15 protein-coding genes are annotated in these 17,653 nt (G+C 51.3%); 5 read left to right on the forward strand and 10 right to left on the reverse strand.

Annotation, left to right across the window (positions count from 1 at the left end; translation table 11 throughout):
* Window positions 1-312: 312 nt before the first annotated feature.
* The 4 genes from A3193_RS04110 to A3193_RS04125 all read right to left on the reverse strand — a co-directional run bounded on the left by A3193_RS04110 (window position 313) and on the right by A3193_RS04125 (window position 2,919).
* Window positions 313-561: a hypothetical protein gene (locus tag A3193_RS04110; RefSeq protein WP_069004927.1), complete on the reverse strand. Its 249-nt coding sequence runs from the start codon at window positions 559-561 to the stop codon at window positions 313-315.
* Between the two features lie 53 nt (window positions 562-614).
* Window positions 615-1,307, reverse strand: a complete 693-nt coding sequence (locus A3193_RS04115) for a transposase (RefSeq protein ID WP_069014147.1) — start codon at window positions 1,305-1,307, stop codon at window positions 615-617.
* A 206-nt stretch (window positions 1,308-1,513) separates the two neighbouring features.
* The gene (locus tag A3193_RS04120; protein ID WP_069014148.1) at window positions 1,514-2,263 is read right to left on the reverse strand and encodes a DUF6683 family protein; all 750 of its coding nucleotides are present in this window, start codon (window positions 2,261-2,263) and stop codon (window positions 1,514-1,516) included.
* Window positions 2,264-2,274: 11 nt separating this feature from the next.
* Window positions 2,275-2,919 (reverse strand): DUF6683 family protein, encoded by a 645-nt coding sequence (locus A3193_RS04125; RefSeq protein ID WP_069004930.1) that lies wholly within the window; start codon window positions 2,917-2,919, stop codon window positions 2,275-2,277.
* A gap of 87 nt (window positions 2,920-3,006) precedes the next feature.
* Here A3193_RS04125 and A3193_RS04130 point away from each other — a divergent pair, with 87 nt between their 5' ends.
* From A3193_RS04130 to A3193_RS04140, 3 genes are all read left to right on the forward strand, one after another.
* Entirely contained in the window at window positions 3,007-3,267 is a 261-nt protein-coding gene (locus A3193_RS04130) for a hypothetical protein (protein ID WP_069004931.1), read from the forward strand.
* A gap of 206 nt (window positions 3,268-3,473) precedes the next feature.
* Window positions 3,474-4,301, forward strand: a complete 828-nt coding sequence (locus A3193_RS04135; protein ID WP_069004932.1) for a 2-oxoacid:ferredoxin oxidoreductase subunit beta — start codon at window positions 3,474-3,476, stop codon at window positions 4,299-4,301.
* Window positions 4,298-4,819 (forward strand): ferritin-like domain-containing protein, encoded by a 522-nt coding sequence (locus A3193_RS04140; protein WP_083218293.1) that lies wholly within the window; start codon window positions 4,298-4,300, stop codon window positions 4,817-4,819. The genes A3193_RS04135 and A3193_RS04140 overlap by 4 nt, the downstream gene beginning before the upstream one ends.
* 125 nt (window positions 4,820-4,944) lie before the next feature.
* Here A3193_RS04140 and A3193_RS04145 read toward each other — a convergent pair whose 3' ends face one another.
* Window positions 4,945-5,265 (reverse strand): hypothetical protein, encoded by a 321-nt coding sequence (locus A3193_RS04145; protein WP_141694578.1) that lies wholly within the window; start codon window positions 5,263-5,265, stop codon window positions 4,945-4,947.
* A gap of 668 nt (window positions 5,266-5,933) precedes the next feature.
* Here A3193_RS04145 and A3193_RS04150 point away from each other — a divergent pair.
* Complete coding sequence (locus tag A3193_RS04150) at window positions 5,934-6,395, forward strand: hypothetical protein (protein ID WP_069014150.1); 462 nt, start codon at window positions 5,934-5,936, stop codon at window positions 6,393-6,395.
* Window positions 6,396-6,519: 124 nt separating this feature from the next.
* Here A3193_RS04150 and A3193_RS04155 read toward each other — a convergent pair whose 3' ends face one another.
* The 3 genes from A3193_RS04155 to A3193_RS04165 all read right to left on the reverse strand — a co-directional run bounded on the left by A3193_RS04155 (window position 6,520) and on the right by A3193_RS04165 (window position 12,701).
* Window positions 6,520-9,813 (reverse strand): efflux RND transporter permease subunit, encoded by a 3,294-nt coding sequence (locus tag A3193_RS04155; RefSeq protein ID WP_069014151.1) that lies wholly within the window; start codon window positions 9,811-9,813, stop codon window positions 6,520-6,522.
* 5 nt (window positions 9,814-9,818) lie between these two features.
* On the reverse strand, window positions 9,819-11,876 hold the full coding sequence (locus A3193_RS04160; RefSeq protein WP_069014152.1) for an efflux RND transporter periplasmic adaptor subunit: 2,058 nt from the start codon (window positions 11,874-11,876) through the stop codon (window positions 9,819-9,821).
* 81 nt (window positions 11,877-11,957) lie between these two features.
* Entirely contained in the window at window positions 11,958-12,701 is a 744-nt protein-coding gene (locus A3193_RS04165; protein WP_083218556.1) for a BamJ family beta-barrel-assembly machinery protein, read from the reverse strand.
* 321 nt (window positions 12,702-13,022) lie between these two features.
* Between A3193_RS04165 and A3193_RS04170 the strand changes: the two genes are divergently transcribed.
* Window positions 13,023-13,676, forward strand: coding sequence for a hypothetical protein (locus A3193_RS04170; protein ID WP_141694754.1), 654 nt, complete (start codon window positions 13,023-13,025; stop codon window positions 13,674-13,676).
* A gap of 196 nt (window positions 13,677-13,872) precedes the next feature.
* On the opposite strand, the gene A3193_RS04175 is transcribed toward A3193_RS04170, so the two are convergent.
* Together A3193_RS04175 and A3193_RS20945 are read right to left on the reverse strand one after the other, a co-directional pair.
* Window positions 13,873-14,595, reverse strand: coding sequence for an FKBP-type peptidyl-prolyl cis-trans isomerase N-terminal domain-containing protein (locus A3193_RS04175; RefSeq protein ID WP_162272459.1), 723 nt, complete (start codon window positions 14,593-14,595; stop codon window positions 13,873-13,875).
* Window positions 14,596-14,716: 121 nt separating this feature from the next.
* The gene (locus tag A3193_RS20945) at window positions 14,717-17,314 is read right to left on the reverse strand and encodes a multicopper oxidase family protein (RefSeq protein ID WP_069014155.1); all 2,598 of its coding nucleotides are present in this window, start codon (window positions 17,312-17,314) and stop codon (window positions 14,717-14,719) included.
* Window positions 17,315-17,653 lie beyond the last annotated feature (339 nt).

The following is a 17,653-nucleotide window of genomic DNA, read 5'->3' on the forward strand; positions in this document are numbered from 1 at the left end:
AGTGTAAGCGGATACAACAGATGGTGAGTCGTAGTTGCACTGATATCGAGGTCACCGAGCGGTTGGGTGTTTTCGCTGACAGTCTCTACAGGTAGGCAGATTTTCACAGATATCTCCCAACCAAATACAATCCAAAGTTAGAGGAAAGAGGAAAAGCAGTTGAAACTCCATTCTTAAAGCTGTTGATGCTCGAAAAGCAGAAACTGGTCAATTCTCAAATGAATTTGTACATTTGATACAATGATTAAAATGATGCCTAAGGTTCACAAAAACAATTCGATAAAAATGACCACCTTTCCGATTTAGGTAGGATTAGTTACGTTCTGTTTCAGAGTTGTCAGATTTAAAACTGGGTAAATCGGCTTTGCCAATCACAGCAAGAACAACGCCAACACAAACGAAGAAAAATGTCGATGCCATGAAACTGGCGGATATGGGGTCATCCTTACCCACGCTCTCAATTTGAAAATAGAGCATTACACTGGAAGCAATAGCCAGCAGAAAGCTTACTCCCGCAGAAATGAGCGAGATCTTCTGAAGTACACCTTTCCTTTTAGTCATGCGGTTTATGCTCCTGTTTCTTGAGGTTTGGAGGGGGTCAGTACCCTTTTTTACTAATTCCCTTTTCCTTTTGGGCGTCCTCTTCTAGCCTGGCCAACTCTGCACTTTAGCTTCTTTTCAATCTGCACACAAAAGCGAGTATTACCCAGGGGGGTTCCAGTATGAACAGTTGTTCGGATATCGTGAACCTGATCCGCTTTAAGTGCAATACGGAACAATTCACGATAGGCAAACTGCCTGTTATGAATATCCTGGGCTAGTTGTTGATAAAAGGCATGAGGAGCAATCAATTTATCAGTGTATTGGGTTGCATTACCTCGATAACTGGACCAACGATAATCATTGGGTCTTTGGACCATGCCCGCTCTAACCGGATTGAGTTCAATGTATCGCATGCAGGTAAACAGATAGGCATTACTATCGATCACGCAGCCTTTGTGACGTCCTTCCCATAAAGTACCTGATTTACCATAAGACTTATTGATATAGGGAACGTAATGCCGACCTACGAACTGTATGGTTTTGCTGATTGCCTCCTGAGATTCCGGTGTTAGAAGTAAATGGACATGGTTGGTCATTAAGCAATAGGCGTGGATGGCGCAACCATGTTTGTCCGCGCCTTCTTTTAACCAAGCTAAATAGGCCAGATAATCATTGGTTTCAAAGAAGACTGGTTGGCGGCTATTTCCACGTTGGATCACATGAGCCGGGATGCCCGGTAAATAAAAACGGGGTTTTCTTGGCATTTGAACATCCTTGTTCAGATAGTTAGTGGAATATGAATGTATTTAATATTTCGGTTTAAGGGTACTTACCCCTTTAGAGACCGTTTAGACCCCTTTTCGACACGGTTTAAGGGTACTGACCCCTTTTGAGGAGCTTTACCAGATTTTCAATTATGAATCTGTTTAAGAGGAGGTGAGACAGTGCCCCACCTATCAAAGGGGTTCCTTTATAACATTGATAACTGGCCATCCTGACTGATGCGCAACTTCTCTACATCGATCTTGAAGCTGGCCTGTAACAGTTCCCTGGCGATGTTTTTGATGTTTGTCACCACTTTCTGATCTGGGCCTTTCTTGAAGGTGTCCTGGAACATCACCATCCAGTTTCCGGTCATGGCAAGGTATTCGTAGAGCTTCTGACGATCGGCCGGGGAAGCATTCTCCAGCCCCTGGCTCAGGGCTTGGTTGCTTGCGATCATTTGCTCCACCTGTTTGTGCAGATGAAGCAGATTCTGCTCCGGTATCTCCGCCCCTTCGTTATAGGCTGACCAGATGCCATAGAGGAATGAGGCTGTGGCTGTCGGAATGTCCCCTTCAGGTGCCCTGGCTGCCTGCTCTATCCTTTTCTGTACGAACAGAGCGATGTTGAACAGCTTTTCCATATTGGCCCGGTTGGCCTCGGGAAAATTTCCGGCTAACTGGACGGCGGACAGTGATTTGTTGTTGGCTGCCGCCTGGATATCCTGAGGTGTGATGGTACTCAGCTGCTCAACGAAACGCTTACCCGCCTCACCACTGCTCTCAAGGGGTCTGATGGTTGGAGCCATTACGGGCTGTTCAAACAACTGATCGAATCCATCCACCAGGAAGCCTGGAGTCGCCGCTGTGCGGTTAACCGGAGCACTGTTGATCATGGTTGAACAGGTGGAGAGAAATCCCGCCAGTAACAGACGGGATAGCAGTAGCCTGATGTTCATCTTGTCATCCTTTACTGGGTGGTGCAGTTTTGAGCGGTGATGGTCAGATCGCCTTCCTGACTGATGGAGATCGACTCGGGCTCAATCTTCAGGCTACGGGTGATGATCTCTCGGACCATGATTTTGACATTGTTCAATGCCATCTCATCCGGTTGTGATGTCAGGTGGTGCTGGATCATCAGCAGCCAGTTTCCAACCATCGCGAAGGTCTCATAAAGTGCCGATCGGTTGTCGCTGGTTGATTTCTCATACTCTTTGAGAAACTCGGTTCTTTCGCGCATGGTATCCCTGGTCTGAGTGACCAGCTTATCGAACTGCTTGCCGGGGATGGTTGCGCCCCGGTTGTAGATCGACCAGATACCATAGAGAAATAGGGTGATCGCTCCATGGATATCCTGTTTGGGCAGCTTGTGGATCTCTTCAAAACGTTGATGAATGAAGAGGGAGATATTGAACAGTTTTTCCATCTCCCCACGATGCTGTTGCGGTGCGTTTCTCGAGAGTTTGGATGCGGTGGAAGACTTCTTGCGTACAGCGCTCTTGATCTCCTGCTCGGTCAGTTCGTTGAACAGGCTTTCATGATCCCGATAGACGGCCTGGGAGTAGTTGCCATTGGCTTCGCTGTGATTGCTCTCGGATGTGTTGAGTGTGTTCAAGGGTTACCTCACTGAGTGGTATGGATAGTGTTTAAACGGACTACTCTGTTTCGGGTGCGCTGTTCTGGCTTCGACAGGGAAACTTCCATGGGCGAAAGCCGGCGGAAATGGGAGGCAGAGCAGACAGATACTCATGTCTGTCAGCAGTTGTGTGACCCGGTCGTGGGAATAGAGCTGGCCCTGCATGCAGGGCGGGCCGGGCCGATGGGTTTGCCGAAACTCGAAGGCGATACCCGGTTCTCTGCTGAGAGGAGGTATGGTGAACGGGATTCAATCTACACTCCATGTATGCCATCCATCCCTGATAAATACAGTATGCTGAATTTCCATATCAAAATCTGTAGATGACATGAGGGTCATCTGAGGCGCTCCTGACAAAATTATGCCATGCGCCAACTTGATGAATATCAGGGATAACCCCTATATGCCAAGCTGATGCCTGCTAAGATTGTCGATGGCGGTTGATATTCGACATGTGGAACGTAACGATATTGGTATATGCTTTTAATCGTTAAGGTGTTTATTTTCCTGGGATTGAATCGCTGGAGGGGAACATGCCGGTACCTTCGCTGAAGGCAAAAGACTATAAATCGGATATCAAGCCGGTATGGTGCCCGGGCTGCGGTCACTTCGCCGTGCTGGCTGCATTGACCAAGGCGATGGCCCATCTCGGACTGATCAAAGAGAATGTGGCGGTGGTCTCAGGGATCGGTTGTTCATCCCGCTTGCCTGCCTATATCGACAGCTACGGATTCCATGGGATCCATGGTCGTGCGCTGGCGGCGGCCTCCGGACTGAAGGCGGCGCGGCCGGACCTGACGGTGGTGGTGGCCGGTGGTGACGGGGATGGATTCTCGATAGGCGGCAACCATTTTCTGCACGCCTGCCGACGCAATATGGATATGACCTATATCGTGATGGACAATGAGGTCTATGGTATGACCAAGGGGCAGGCCTCACCCACCACCAAACCAAACTGGGATAAAAGCAAGTTGACGCCCCATGGCACCGGCATACCCTGTTTCAATCCTGCCGCCATCGCTCTGGCCGCGGGCGCCGGATTTATCGCCAGGGCTTTTGCTGGCAATCCATCGGATCTGACCAAGGTTCTGGTGGAGGCGATCGAGTATCCGGGATTTGCCTTTATCCAGGTACTGAGTGGTTGTGTCACCTTTCGTCCGGACCAGAAGGCATGGAAGGAGCAGGTCCATCCGTTCATCAACGACGTGCCGACCGAGGACCGGATCAAGGCTGCACAGATCATCCAGGCGGATGATGGACTCGCTACCGGGGTTATCTACGCCACGCCGATACCGGTATGGCAGCCCGAAAATATAAAAAGTCGTGAAGTGGCAGAGTTGGAGGAGGAGTTTTGTCTATGAGTGATGATCTCGTCGAACCGATAATCAGCATCGAAGAGTTCCTGGTGCATGCGCTGGAACTGGAAGAGGCTTCCAGTGACCATTATGACGAACTGGCGGACAGCATGGAGATCCACAACAATCTGCAGGTGGCGGAGCTGTTTCGCAAACTTGCGGGCTACAGCCGTCAACATGCCAAGGAGGTGATGGATCGCACCCACGGTCTGGAGCTGCCCCAATTGACTCCCTGGGATTTCAAATGGCGCTGTCCCTCTTCGCCGGAAGCCTTCTGCATGGAAGAGGCGAACTATATGATGACGGTTGCCCAGGCCATGGAGATTGCCCTCTATAACGAGATTCGGGGACGGGAGTTTTATCTGCAGATATCCGAGCACTCACCCACTGAGGATGTGCGTAAACTGGCTGCCGAGATGGCGGAGGAGGAGGGTTGGCATGTGGCGATGCTGAAGGAGTGGCAGAACAATCTTCAGGATGAGCTGCCGGTGGAGGATCTGGATCCGCCCAATATTCCCGAGTAGGTCGATCGGGGGATTCGACTGTTCTGCTTAATCCGCGAGCAAAGCGTTTCCTGACAGACCATCTGGGCCTGCCATGGAAATCAACGCTTATGTCGCTGGTTAACGGAGTGCCGAATTAATAACGATCAGCTTGTGTGTATACCGGTCTCACCATCGTGGGATTGGTTACGTTGATCCATCTCTGCCGCTTCCTTCTCCATCTTCCTCAGCAGTTGCCCGAAATAGAATGCCAGATAGGTTGAGGTGTTGAGAGTAAACCAGAAAAAGACAAAAACGCCGAGATAGATCTTGATGTTACTGGTTTGGACTTCTCCCGCCAGGTTCATGACGGCGGCAATGGCTGCCGGATCGATGAATGAGAAAAAGATGAATGTCAGCAGACCCGCTGCGATCGCACTGGTCCATAAAAAGCCGAACAGGCATTTGCACTTCAATAGGTTAAGCACGGATTTCCTCCAGATTTTTTAGGTGTCACCGGATTGATGATCCGGTTTGGAATCTCAACGCTCTTATCTTGCTGGCGATTGTTCTTTCAGATGATGCTCAATCACTGAGCGTGCAGCGAATTGGCAGGATCTGACCATGACAGGGTTCCTTATCGTTATCTTCATATTTACGCCAGTACAAGATTAGCAACTCCTCCGGGCGTATAAACCATAATTATAATCAGGGATTGGCAAATGGTGTGAGTTATCGGTGGAGTCCTTTGGACTGTAACAGTGATTCAATGCGATATGAACCATTCTCCGGCGAGCAGAGGAGAGAACTCTCTTGGAAGCAGAAAAACTATATGGTCATCAGTACCATTGATATCAGTTAAATTGCTGTTTACTCATGAATTAAACTGCTGCAATACCGATTGATACGCCGTGTGTAGTATAAATCTGTGATTTGTTTACACAATTTTAATGTTGATTTAAGGATTTGCCGCTAGGATTTAAATGATTTTGTAGAAATGGACTCTGCTTCAGCTGTTTACAGTGCATTTTTTTATTTTTGGAGTGTGGAGGCACCGGTTGGTGATGGCGGCCCGATCGCTGCGTCATGAGTGATTATGCGATAACCGTTTTTTACCTGAACCCCGAATAATAAGCTTAAGGACAGGTATCGTAATATGTTGAATTATCTCTTCGAGAAAAGCCAGGAAAGGAAGCAGTTAAAGGGCGCGCTTGCCCCGTATGGTCTGGGTCTGTCAGATCTGGATCCCATAGATTTGAAAAAACTTCTCTGCTCTATCCATCGGCATATCACCCTGGTCTCGAAAAAGTATGGCCAGCCGTCGTCCGGTGTCCAACATCAGGTCATCACACCGGTGGTATGGGCGACAGCTTACTGTCTGCTGGGTGGTAGCAGAATCGTACAGATCGAACCCGGTTTTCGAGATATCATCGATGAAGTTGAGACTGAGCTGGTGCTTCATCTGTCTGGAGAGAGTAGTGACAACCAAAGCATCTATCCGGAGATCTTCTCAACCTTGCTGGCATCCGATGCCTGCCATCCTGAGGTATTGGCGTTCGTACGCAATCTGGGCTATATCAGCCATACGGTGAATCAGCAGAGATCGCTGGCGGGTTGATCCGCTGACTCTGCGTCAGGGTCAAGCGCTGCGATCAAGTTCTCCAGAGATAGCCGGCTGTAGCAATTCACAGTCTCCATCGGGCTGTCTGTAAGTGGCTGATTACTGTCGCTTGGGAAATCACTCAGTGTTTGCCAGGCAGGGATCTCCTCTTGATCAGCAGCACCAGTGCCGGGATCACAAACAGTGACAGCAGCGGGGCTGTCAACATACCGCCGATGACTGGTGCGGCGATACGCTGCATCACTTCCGAACCGGCACCATCGCTGAGCATGATCGGCATCAAACCGATCACAACCACCAGCACCGTCATTGCCTTGGGGCGTACCCTGAGGGCCGCACCCTCGATGATGGCCAGCTTGAGACTCTGCCGATCAGTCAAGCGACCGCTATCCTGGTAGCTTTTGATGGCGCTGTTGATATAGATCAGCATGACGACTCCGAACTCTGTGGCAATGCCTGCCAGGGCAATGAAGCCAACAGCCACCGCGACAGAGAGGTTATAACCCATCATCAGTACGAACCAGAATCCCCCCACCAGGGCAAAGGGGATGCTCAACATCACCACCAACACATCGGAATAGCGTCGGAAAATAAGATAGAGCAGGGCGAAAATGATAATCAGCAACATCGGCACCAACTGCTTCAACTTGGCTTCGGCCCGCAGCATATACTCATACTGACCTGTCCAGGTGATGGCGTATCCTGCAGGCAACTTGATGTTCTGTTCAAGCAACTGCTGACCTTTGCTGATATAGCCACCAAGATCCCCATCCTTGATATCGATGAATGTCCAGCCGTTGAGACGGGCGTTTTCTGTTTTGATCAGTGGCGGTCCATCAACCACATCCACTCTGGCGACCTGTGTGAGGGGCACCTGTGCTCCAGAAGGTGTGATGATGGGAAGTTCACTCAGTTTCTTGATGTCATCGCGCAGTTCACGTGGGAAGCGGATGTTGATCGGATAGCGCTCAAGACCCTCCACGGTTTCACTGATATTGATACCGCCGACGGCAGCACTGACCATCAGGTTGATATCATCGATATTGATGCCCAGGCGGGCCGCCTCGAGGCGATCCGGCACGATCTCAATATAGCGGCCAGCCACAACCCGGTCGGAGAATGCGGAACGGGTCTCCGGCAGGGTGGAGAGTTGTTTCTCGATATCGCGGCCGATCTGCTCAATGGTCTTCAGATCGGGACCGGAGACCTTGATGCCGATGGGAGTCTTGATGCCTGTCGAGAGCATATCGATTCTGGTTTTGATCGGCATCAGCCAGGCGTTGGTAAGTCCCGGGAAACGTACTGTTCGGTCCAGCTCGGCGATGATGTCGTCGAGCGTCACCCCTTCCCGCCACTCCTCTCTGGGTTTGAGTCGGATGATGGTCTCGATCATGGTCAGGGGGGCAGGGTCCGTGGCGCTGTCCGCCCGGCCGATCTTGCCGAATACCCGCTCCACCTCAGCTACCTGCATGATCAGGCGGTCGGTCTGTTGCAGCAGCTCCTGGGCCTTGCCAATGGATAGTCCCGGCAGGGTGGTGGGCATATACATCAAATCGCCTTCGAACAGATCGGGCATGAACTCAGATCCCAGACCTTGCCCCAGTCGTTGCATCATGGGGGATTCAGAAAAGCCTTTGCGCCAGGCTTTCTGCATGCCCAGCTGGGTGTTGTCGATCTGCTCGATCAGGGTGCTGCTGTACTCCAGGCCGGCAGCCCTGCTCAGTTTAAGAGGCCACTTCAGGGGTTCCAGCAGACCGCCGATACCGTAGATCGGAATCACCAGGGTCACTACCAGCAACAGCGCCAGCAGCAGGGATGGTCTGGGTAACCACAAGACGATTCTCAGCAGAGGCCGGTAGAGTGTGATGAGCACCCAGCTCAGTGGATTGCTGCTCTCAGCAGGAATCCATCCCTTTAACAGATAACCCATCAATACCGGTACCAGGGTGACTGCCAGCCCGGCCGCAGCAGCCATGGCATAGGTTTTGGTATAGACCAGCGGGCCGAACAGGCGTCCCTCCTGTCCCTCCAGGGCCAGCACAGGGAGAAAGCTCAGGGTGATGATCAGCAGCGAGTAGAAGAGTGCCGGTCCGACCTGCAGCGATGCCTCAAGGATCACTTTCCAGTGCTCCTCTCTTGGGAGTCCACCGCCACGCTCCTGCAGACGGCGGTGGGCATTTTCAATCATCACGATGGCGGCATCGACCATGGTGCCGATGGCGATAGCAATACCACCAAGTGACATGATGTTCGCGTTGATACCCTGCTGCCGCATGATGATGAAGGCGATCAGAATCCCCATCGGCAGGGTGATCACCGCAACCACGGCAGAGCGAAAGTGAAACAGGAACAGCAGGCAGATCAGGGCGACAACGATGAACTCCTCAAGCAGTTTGTTGCTCAGATTGTCGACGCTCTCCTCGATCAGAGTTGAGCGGTCGTAGGTCTCGATGATCTCGACACCTTCCGGCAAGCCGCTCTTGAGTTGCTGTAATTTCCGTTTCACATTTTTTATCGTCGCCAGGGCGTTCTCACCATGTCGCATGACGACAATCCCGCCGGTGACTTCCCCCAATCCGTCCAGGTCGGCGACCACCCGCCGCATCTCCGGGCCGATCTGAATGTTGGCGATATCCTGCAGCAGGATCGGAATACTCTCTTCGGTAATATCGATGGGAATATGGCGGATATCCTGTTCCGATTTAAGGTAACCGCGGGTACGCACCATCAACTCCGCTTCACCCTGCTCGATGACCGAACCGCCCACCTCGTAGTTGGCCTGCTTTACCGCCTCGATGGCTTGTGAAATGGGAATGCCCAGTGCGCGTAGCTTCTCCGGACTGAGTACGATCTGATACTGGCGAACCATACCGCCAACGCTGGCTACCTCGGCCACTCCGGAAACACTCTGCAACTCATATTTGAGGAACCAGTCCTGCAGGGACCGTAACTGGGAAAGATCGTGCCTGTTATGCCGGTCGACCAGGGCATAGCTGTAGATCCAGCCCACACCCGAGGCGTCCGGTCCCAGTTTGGGTTGCACATCGCTGGGCAGATCCGAACTGGCCTGGTTGAGATATTCGAGGACTCTGCTGCGCGCCCAATAGATGTCGGTGCCATCTTCAAACACCACGTAGACATAGGAATCGCCAAAGAACGAGTAACCCCGAACCGCCTTGGCGCCAGGTACCGACAGCATGGTGGTGGTAATCGGGTAGGTGACCTGGTCTTCAACCACCTGTGGTGCCTGCCCCGGGTAGTTGGTCTGAATGATGACCTGCACATCCGACAGATCGGGAAGGGCATCGAGGGGTGTCTCACGCAGTGAGTTCCAGCCCCAAATGGCAATGATCAGACTGGCGAGTAACACCAGTACGCGGTTCTCTATCGACCAACGTATTAACTGCCCAGGCATTTGAACTACTCCGACATGCGCAACAGGCTGCTTTGGATGTTTGATTCTGAATCGATGAGGAATTGGCCGGAGACCACCACCTCAGCACCCGCATTCAATCCATCAATAATCTCCACCTGGTTGTCGCCCCACAATCCGGTCTTCACATCCACTGGCTGGAAGTGGCCCTTACCCTGATACTTGATGATGATCTCACGCTCCCCGGTGAGTATGATCGCTTCTCGTGGAACGGTGACAGTATCCTTCTTCTTTGCGCCGTCATTGATCTCCACCTGTACGAACATATTCAGTAACAGAGCTTCATCCGGATTGGTCACTTCAATTCTGGCGCGCAGGGTGCGAGTGACCGGATTGATCTCCGGGTAGATGAAATCGATTTTACCCGTCCACTCTCTAGCGGGAATCGCTGGCGAGGTGACCGCTACCTTGTTGCCCTTCTTTACCCAGGGTGCATGGTGTTCAAAGATATCCACCATAATCCAGACTTCGCTCAGATCGACTATGGTGAACATGGTTTGATAGGGTTCGACGTAACTGCCTTCACTGACATTCAGCTCGGTAACCCATCCACTGGCGGGTGATGTGATCTGTACTGTATTCAGAACCTTGCGGTATTGCTCAATCCTCATCAGATCCATCGGAGGTACTTTCAGTGACCTTAAGGTGTTTCGATAGGAGTCTATTTTTGCATCGAGTTCCGCTTTACGTTCGGGTTCAAAGGCAACCAGATCGTGCTCCTCAAGTGCATTGATGAGGTCGAGTTGAGCCCGGTTGATCCAGGGCGAGTAGAAGTCGACCAACTCATCCTTCCGCTCAATATGATCCCCTTCGGTTATCAGATAGAGATTTTCAATCCAGCCACCGGTTCTCGAGTGTATGTTGTAGATCCGCTCATCATCGGCAGTGACTCTGCCCTGGGTTTTTATCGTTTTGCCCAAGTTGCCCCGGGCGGCCGTGATGGTGCGGATTCCCATATTCTGGATGACGGCGCTTTCGAGAAAAACCTGGGGATGTTCGCTCTCCATGGACTCCTTGGCGGCGGCCACTGGTACCAGATCCATGCCACAGATGGGGCAGGATGAGTCTGCATCATGGGAGATGATTTGCGGATGCATCGGGCAGATATAGGTAGAGCCTGAGTGTTGGTGATCATGATCTGCATGCGTGTCATCGGATGTCACCGGATCCGGTTCTGGGGTATCACTGACTGAGACTCTTTTGGCTTTTGTCAGCAGTGTCTCTTCGTTGTCATTCCTGTTGGCCTTGGATCGGGAGGAGATTGATGGCAGCCGGTCGCTGTCCCAGTAGCGATGGGATTCGGTCATTCCCTTTGGCATCTCAGATCCGTGCTGCATAGTCTTCATGTCATGGTTATGGGAGTGCTCCGAGGTTTGGTGATCAGTCTCAAGTGCCATAGGTGAAGCGGTCTGTGCAACCAGAAACATGCCGCAGACACTGCATTTCCCCGGTTTGTCACTGGTCTCGTTGGGGTGCATGGGACAGGCGTAGATCGTCTGATGATCTTCAGATGCATGGTCCGAGTGGGCCATCGGTTGATGATGGTCATGCCCTGAATGATCGGTTTCGGTTTGTGCCACCAGATGCATTCCGCAGATGCTGCATTTGCCCGGTTTGTCACTGGTCTCGTTGGGGTGCATGGGACAGGCGTAGATCGTCTGATGATCTTCAGACGCATGGTCCGAGTGGGCCATCGTTTGATGATGATCATGCCCTGACTGTTCGGTGTCAGATTGGGGCATCGTTTGATGATGATCATGTACTGAATGATCGGTGTGGGTTTGAGCCACCAGGTGCATCCCACAAATGCTGCAGCTGCCCGGTATATCGCTCGTCTCATTAGGATGCATGGGGCAACTGTAAAGGATTGTCTGTAGCTTGGCTGCACTCTCCAAGTCAGTCAGACCATCAACTGATGCATCTAGTGACATGTTGTCGCTATGGTGAGTTTCGCCAAAAGCAATTGAGCCGGTTACCAGAGACAGAGTTGCTGTCAGCAGCATCAGGATTCTGAATATGGCATTGAGAAATCTTTTGGCAATCATCTACAGGTCCTAATTGGGGTGGTGTATGCCATCTACATTACAACTTAAATCTCATTCTCATAGCGTAGACTTGTTGTTCTTTTACTCTGTCTGAATGGCGATTAACTGAAGATCGAAAACCAATGTACTGTTGGGAGGGATTCTTGGTGGTGCTCCCTTTTCACCATAAGCAAGCGCGGGTGGGATGAACAGTTGCCAATGGTCGCCTTTCTTCATCAGTTGCAGAGCTTCCGTCCAGCCCTTGATCACACCATTGACATTAAAGCTTGCCGGTTTTCCTCGATCAAAGGAACTGTCAAAAACTTGTCCGTTCAGCAGCTTGCCGGTGTAGTGCACAAGCACTTTATCGTTGTTACCCGGATGATTCGTTCCGTATCCCTTCTCTACAATCCTGTACTGTAAACCACTGTCTGTGGTGATGACGCCCGGTTTTTCTCTGTTTTCGGCATGAAACCTGTTGCTCTTTTCAAGCAGCAGTTGAAATTGACTGGCTCTCAGCTGCTTCTTTCTCTCTGCAAGGCTTCTTCCCAGTTCCGCCATGACCTGTTTCATCTCTGCTGCAGACATTTGACTCTGATTCTCATGCAGTGCGTCACGGATGCCCTGTATGACCGCTTCCGGGCGGATTTCAATATCTTGAAACCTGAAGTCACTGCCGATCTGATAACCAACGCTATAGTTGATCTTGGAAGCCTCATCCGACAGTGGAGCTTGCTGGTCTGCAATTGCAGGCAATGCCATGAGACATGCGATAAACAAAGATGTGGTGGTTCTGAGCATGAGCCTGAAATTCCCAATTAGTAAGCTTGCGATCAGCGGTTGCATGGGGTGTCGCCAGCAATAAAAAAATATAGATATTTACTTGGTTCCGATCTTCAATTGTATCAAGGTTTTAACTGTGTAGAAAAAGTGTTTTAAAGCTATTTTGCCCAAATCAGCGACGCTCAGACAGTATTCGAAGATGAACTTAATCCGGCAAATGAATGAGTATGGGTAGTTCTATGTATATTGGATTTGAAATCTGGGTATATTTGATTCTTCCGGCCTTTTAATAGAGTTCCCGATGTTGATTAAAAGAGTAATCCATGTTGTATTGCCTGTGATGCTTTTTTCTGTCCATGCGGGGACTGGGTAAGGGAGATGATGATGTTGAAATCGAGATATTTAACTGCCGTAGTCTTAGGTCTGGGCCTGATCGGCACTGTTCACGGGGATTCAATACTCACTTTTGAAATGAGTGGCCCGAATGCGGCAAAAGAGACAAGAACAGTATCGATAACTGGCCGTTGGCTGAGAATCGACACTGATCAGCAGGGTAGTCCCGACTACACACTGATGGATACCGGCCGTATGCTTATGTTTGAGGTCGATGACAAGGAAAAAAGCTACAAAACAACTCATATGGGAAAATATTATTGGCCCAAGGATGTAAAACCCAGATTGAAGCCTATGAGGGAAAAGGGTGTGGTTGCCGGTAAGCGTTGCAGAAAAATACATGAAGTGGTCGGTTCTAAACATGCATTGAACCACTGTATGCTGCCCGGTACTGAGTTGGGTCTGGACGAGCGTTCGACAAAAACCCTGTCCCGTCTTTATCAGCTCTCCAGACGTATGAAGCTCGACTGGATCGGAGCCATGACACCTGACGAGCGGCAGATTTCAATCAGCAGTCAGGATCTGAAGAGCGGTGCCACTCTGAAATTCACCTCCATTTTGCATAAGGGAATCCCTGATAACAAATTCAAGATCCCGGATAGTTACCAACGCATCAAGGTCGAACAGAAGAAATACAAACACTGAAGAGTAAGGAAACTCTTATCGTATCGCCATTCCGCTGGATGTCGGGCAAAAGTGCAAGCGCGTTGAACGACCGAAAGTCAGCCTGAAAGGTGAGCGATGCGAACAACCCATAGGACTGATCGGCTTGGATCGCCGCAGTCACTCGGATGACGTAAAGTATCTTTGTCAGGAGATCTTCAATATCTGTTGTTGATTGCTACTTCGATGCCTGTGAAGGTGGCACGGCTGTTTCAAGCAATTCGACTTCGATGATTACCGTCTCATGGGCAACCGGTCCATTGCGACCATAGGCCAATTGATGGGGGATATACAACTCCCATTTGGCGCCGGGTTGCATCAGTTGCAGGGCTTCAGACATACCTGGAATCAATTCACCGACGCGATGAGTTTTCGGGCCACCCTTAAGGTAGGTACTGTAAAACACCTGGCTATCGAGGCGGCGAGAGACATAGTGCAGCTTGACCTGATCGTCTTTTGTCGGTTGGGTGCCACTGCCAGGCTTGATGATTTTGTACTGTAAGCCACTGCCGGTGGTGACAACATCGGGCAAAGCTCTGTTTTTTTCCAAAAACTCACTGCCAGCCTTCAATCTGCGCTGTTTCTCGGTCTGTCTGTGTTTCATCTTTGCCATGGCGTCAGCTTTCATATCCTTGGTGATCTGACGCTTGAGATTGACCAGCAGCTCTCTCATTTCAGCGGGTTTCAACTCAGGTTGCTTACCGGCATGACCATCATTCATGCCACGGGATAATGCTTCAGGATCCAGGTCCATATTCTGTTTCCTGAAATCCTGGCCGATCTGTTGACCAATCGCATAGTTTGTGCGGTCAACTTTGTCTGATAGTGATATGGCTTCATCTGCAAACAGACTATTGCTGATGAGAACTATTGCGATGAGTTGCATCGTGCGGTATTGCATGGAATTCATAGCCTCTGTTGTTGCGGATCAGATAAAGCCGATGGGTAACAATGCATCATACTGGAGATAAGAAAAAAGGGCCGCACGAGGCGGCCCCAAGATTCTAGTCTATTGGTTATTGTTAGAACAGTTTGTCAGGGCAGACATCGCCGACACAGAATGGAACCATCATCTCATTGTCTTCGTGTTCAACGATGTGACAGTGCCAGACATAGAGACCCGGCAGATCAAATTCAGCCCGGATGGTGGTGATATCACCCGGATAGGCATTGACAGTATCCTTCCAGCCATACTCCCAGGCTTCCAGACCGTTGGGTGTTCCAACCGCCACGCTAGGTCCACCGCCAATCGCTTCACGGCCCATGACCTTGTGCTTCACAAGGTGCACGTGGATCGGGTGGGCATCGGCTGAGAAGTTGTAGAGTTTCCAATCCTCCACAGCACCGACAGCGGGATTGGTCGAGATGGGATCTGACCAAAGCTGACCCTGGGAGGTGCCCGCCGCGTCAATCGTGCCGAGTATTGCGGATTGTGGCCCATGTGGGACCGCGCCAAAGTCGCAAGGTGGTAGCATGCCCATTTCCTGGACCAGGTTTCCGGCACCATCCTCGCTGACACAGACCAGCTTGGACTCTTCCTCAAGCAGCACCATTTCGCGGGTGATCGAGGGTGTGGGCAGTGAGCTTTCAACACCGGTCAGCATCAGATCCCAGGGGGAAGTGGCTGCTGTGTCCGGATTCCTCAAACGACCACTGCGGCTACGATCCTCGTCTGTTGGGCTGGTGCCCAGCAGTGCATGATTGACCACAAACTGCATAACCTGGCCGGTTGTGGCGGCATCGGGCAGCTCGTCTGCCGGGAATCCACCGAATGGTGAATCCGGTGCATTGTTGAGCATGCGGATCACAGTACCGTTCGGCAGACCACGGAAGTCGACAATCACGTCGGCGCGCTCAGCAGGGCCGATCAACAGACCCTGACCATCAAAACCCTGGTCGGTTTCGCCGATGATCAGCTGATTATTGATCTCCATGTAGGGCATCTGCTCGAATGCCCAGGCTTCCGGGTTATAGTTCAGCTGCGTCGCCTTGCCTTCCTTAACCGCCACGACTTTGGGCAACAGAGCCTGTTCAGTACCAATCTGATACATGTAGAGCTCTTCAACCGGAACCTGATAGGACATCCATGGACCTTTATAACCACCGCGTCGGGTGTTGATCTCACGGTACCAGTGATCCTTGATGACCGACGTTGTCTGTTCCGTGACCGGATCGATGATCGGCAGTGAGAGACTGAGCCAACGTGCGTTGGTGCCGTTCAGCAAGCGGAAGCGATAGAGTGACGGCGCCACTTCCAGCTCGGGCCAGGTAGTACCGTTGACCACCATGGTGTTGAAGAAGGCCTCAGGATTCCAGATCGGTGCAATGTCGGAAACTTTATCCTGTGCGTTGTTGCCGGAGAATTTGATTTGCAATTCAGCTGCACCCGGATACTGCTCATTACCGGTACCTGCTGTGCCTTCAACATTCAACTCATCAAAGAATGCACGGTTATCCGGATACCAGAGTGAACCGTCCGTGTTGAATGAACGATCCTGGATAACGACCGGGATCTCACGATACTTTTCACGGGAGCCGCCCATATCCGCTGGGAAGTTGGTGGTGACCAGGTCTTCGCCGGCAATTGGTGCAGGTCCAGGCAGGATACCGCCCTGCAGACCGGTTTCACCACTGACCGCTGAGGGATCACGAATCAGCCAGAAACCGGCAGGACCGGCATAGACATTGAGCCGGGTCATGCCCAGGGCGTGATCGTGGTACCAGAGTGTTGCTGAAGGCTGGTCATTGAGGTACTCGAAATGGCCAACGCCGTTAGCGATATTCTGGTCATTGAAGCCGTCACGATCGGTCAACAGGTTGGCAATAGTGCCTTCACAGACATACTCGCCACTAGCGGGCCGCCAACTGGGATCACCATTGACATCACGGGGTACACAGTTGATGTTGGAGGCATTCGGCAGCCACCATCCTTCCGTGTAGCCGTCGCTGCTGGCACCGGTGTGGGCACCATGCACATGGGTGACGATCGGCACTGGACCATTATATTTTTTGCTTTGTGTCTGGCCATGACAGTCTGTACGCAGTTCACCCTTGTCACAACGTGCTTTGGGGTTGGCCCAGTGCAGTGTCTGATCAACAGGGAGGATATGCTTGATGAACTTACAGTCATTGGCTCGCTCGGTACCGATATTGCCGCCCACAGCGCGACAGCGGTCGGCACGGCGCACCAACTGGTTGATCCAGTCGACCGAGGTGTTGGTGTCCTTCACCGCCTCGATGGTGTAGGCGGGATAGTTGAACTGGGAGTTGGGAGCAGGGGCCACATTACGGCCGCCACCCAGGGATCGGGAGTCGGGGCGTGGGTCGGTTGCAGGTCCGTAACTCCAAACTGTGGTTGGAGGAAAGGCGTCGTTACGGCCATTCAGAGTGTTCCAGATGCCACCAGGCAGAATCTGCTGTTGGAACTGGCGCATGCCGATATCGTAGTCGTCACCGATACCGGTGTCATTCATCACCGGCGGTATGATCAGTGGAGTGACATATTTGGGTATGTCATTCGGATTAAGTGTACCTCCCGGTACGTAGGCTTGTGCCCCGGACGCGGTAAAGGCACCCATGATTATCGCAAAGGATAATCGCGAGAGTTTGTACTTATTCATTGGTTTCCCCGTAACTGATTTCTTTAAAGCGCTTTAATTAAGTAAACGGATTAATGAAATCACCCATAATTTGCCGCATCCCTTAGACGGAAACTCTGTCTCCAAACTATGAATTCATTTCATTTTGCAAGTCTCATCCTGGCTTCGTCTAAACACTGATTATTAGGCGCGTATGGCCCAGCTCGCTTTTGCTGAAGCAAGCCACAGTGAATATCCGAGAGACTCCCCCTAGGTTGAAAGTGAGGGTATTGAAGTAGAACACCTGATCAATACTCCCTTTTTTTTCTGCTCCACTACCCATTTCCATGGATGTGAAACAGTTTGATCCGCTAACAAGCC

The sequence above is a fragment of the Candidatus Thiodiazotropha endoloripes genome, assembly GCF_001708965.1.
Lineage (GTDB): Bacteria > Pseudomonadota > Gammaproteobacteria > Chromatiales > Chromatiaceae > Thiodiazotropha > Thiodiazotropha endoloripes.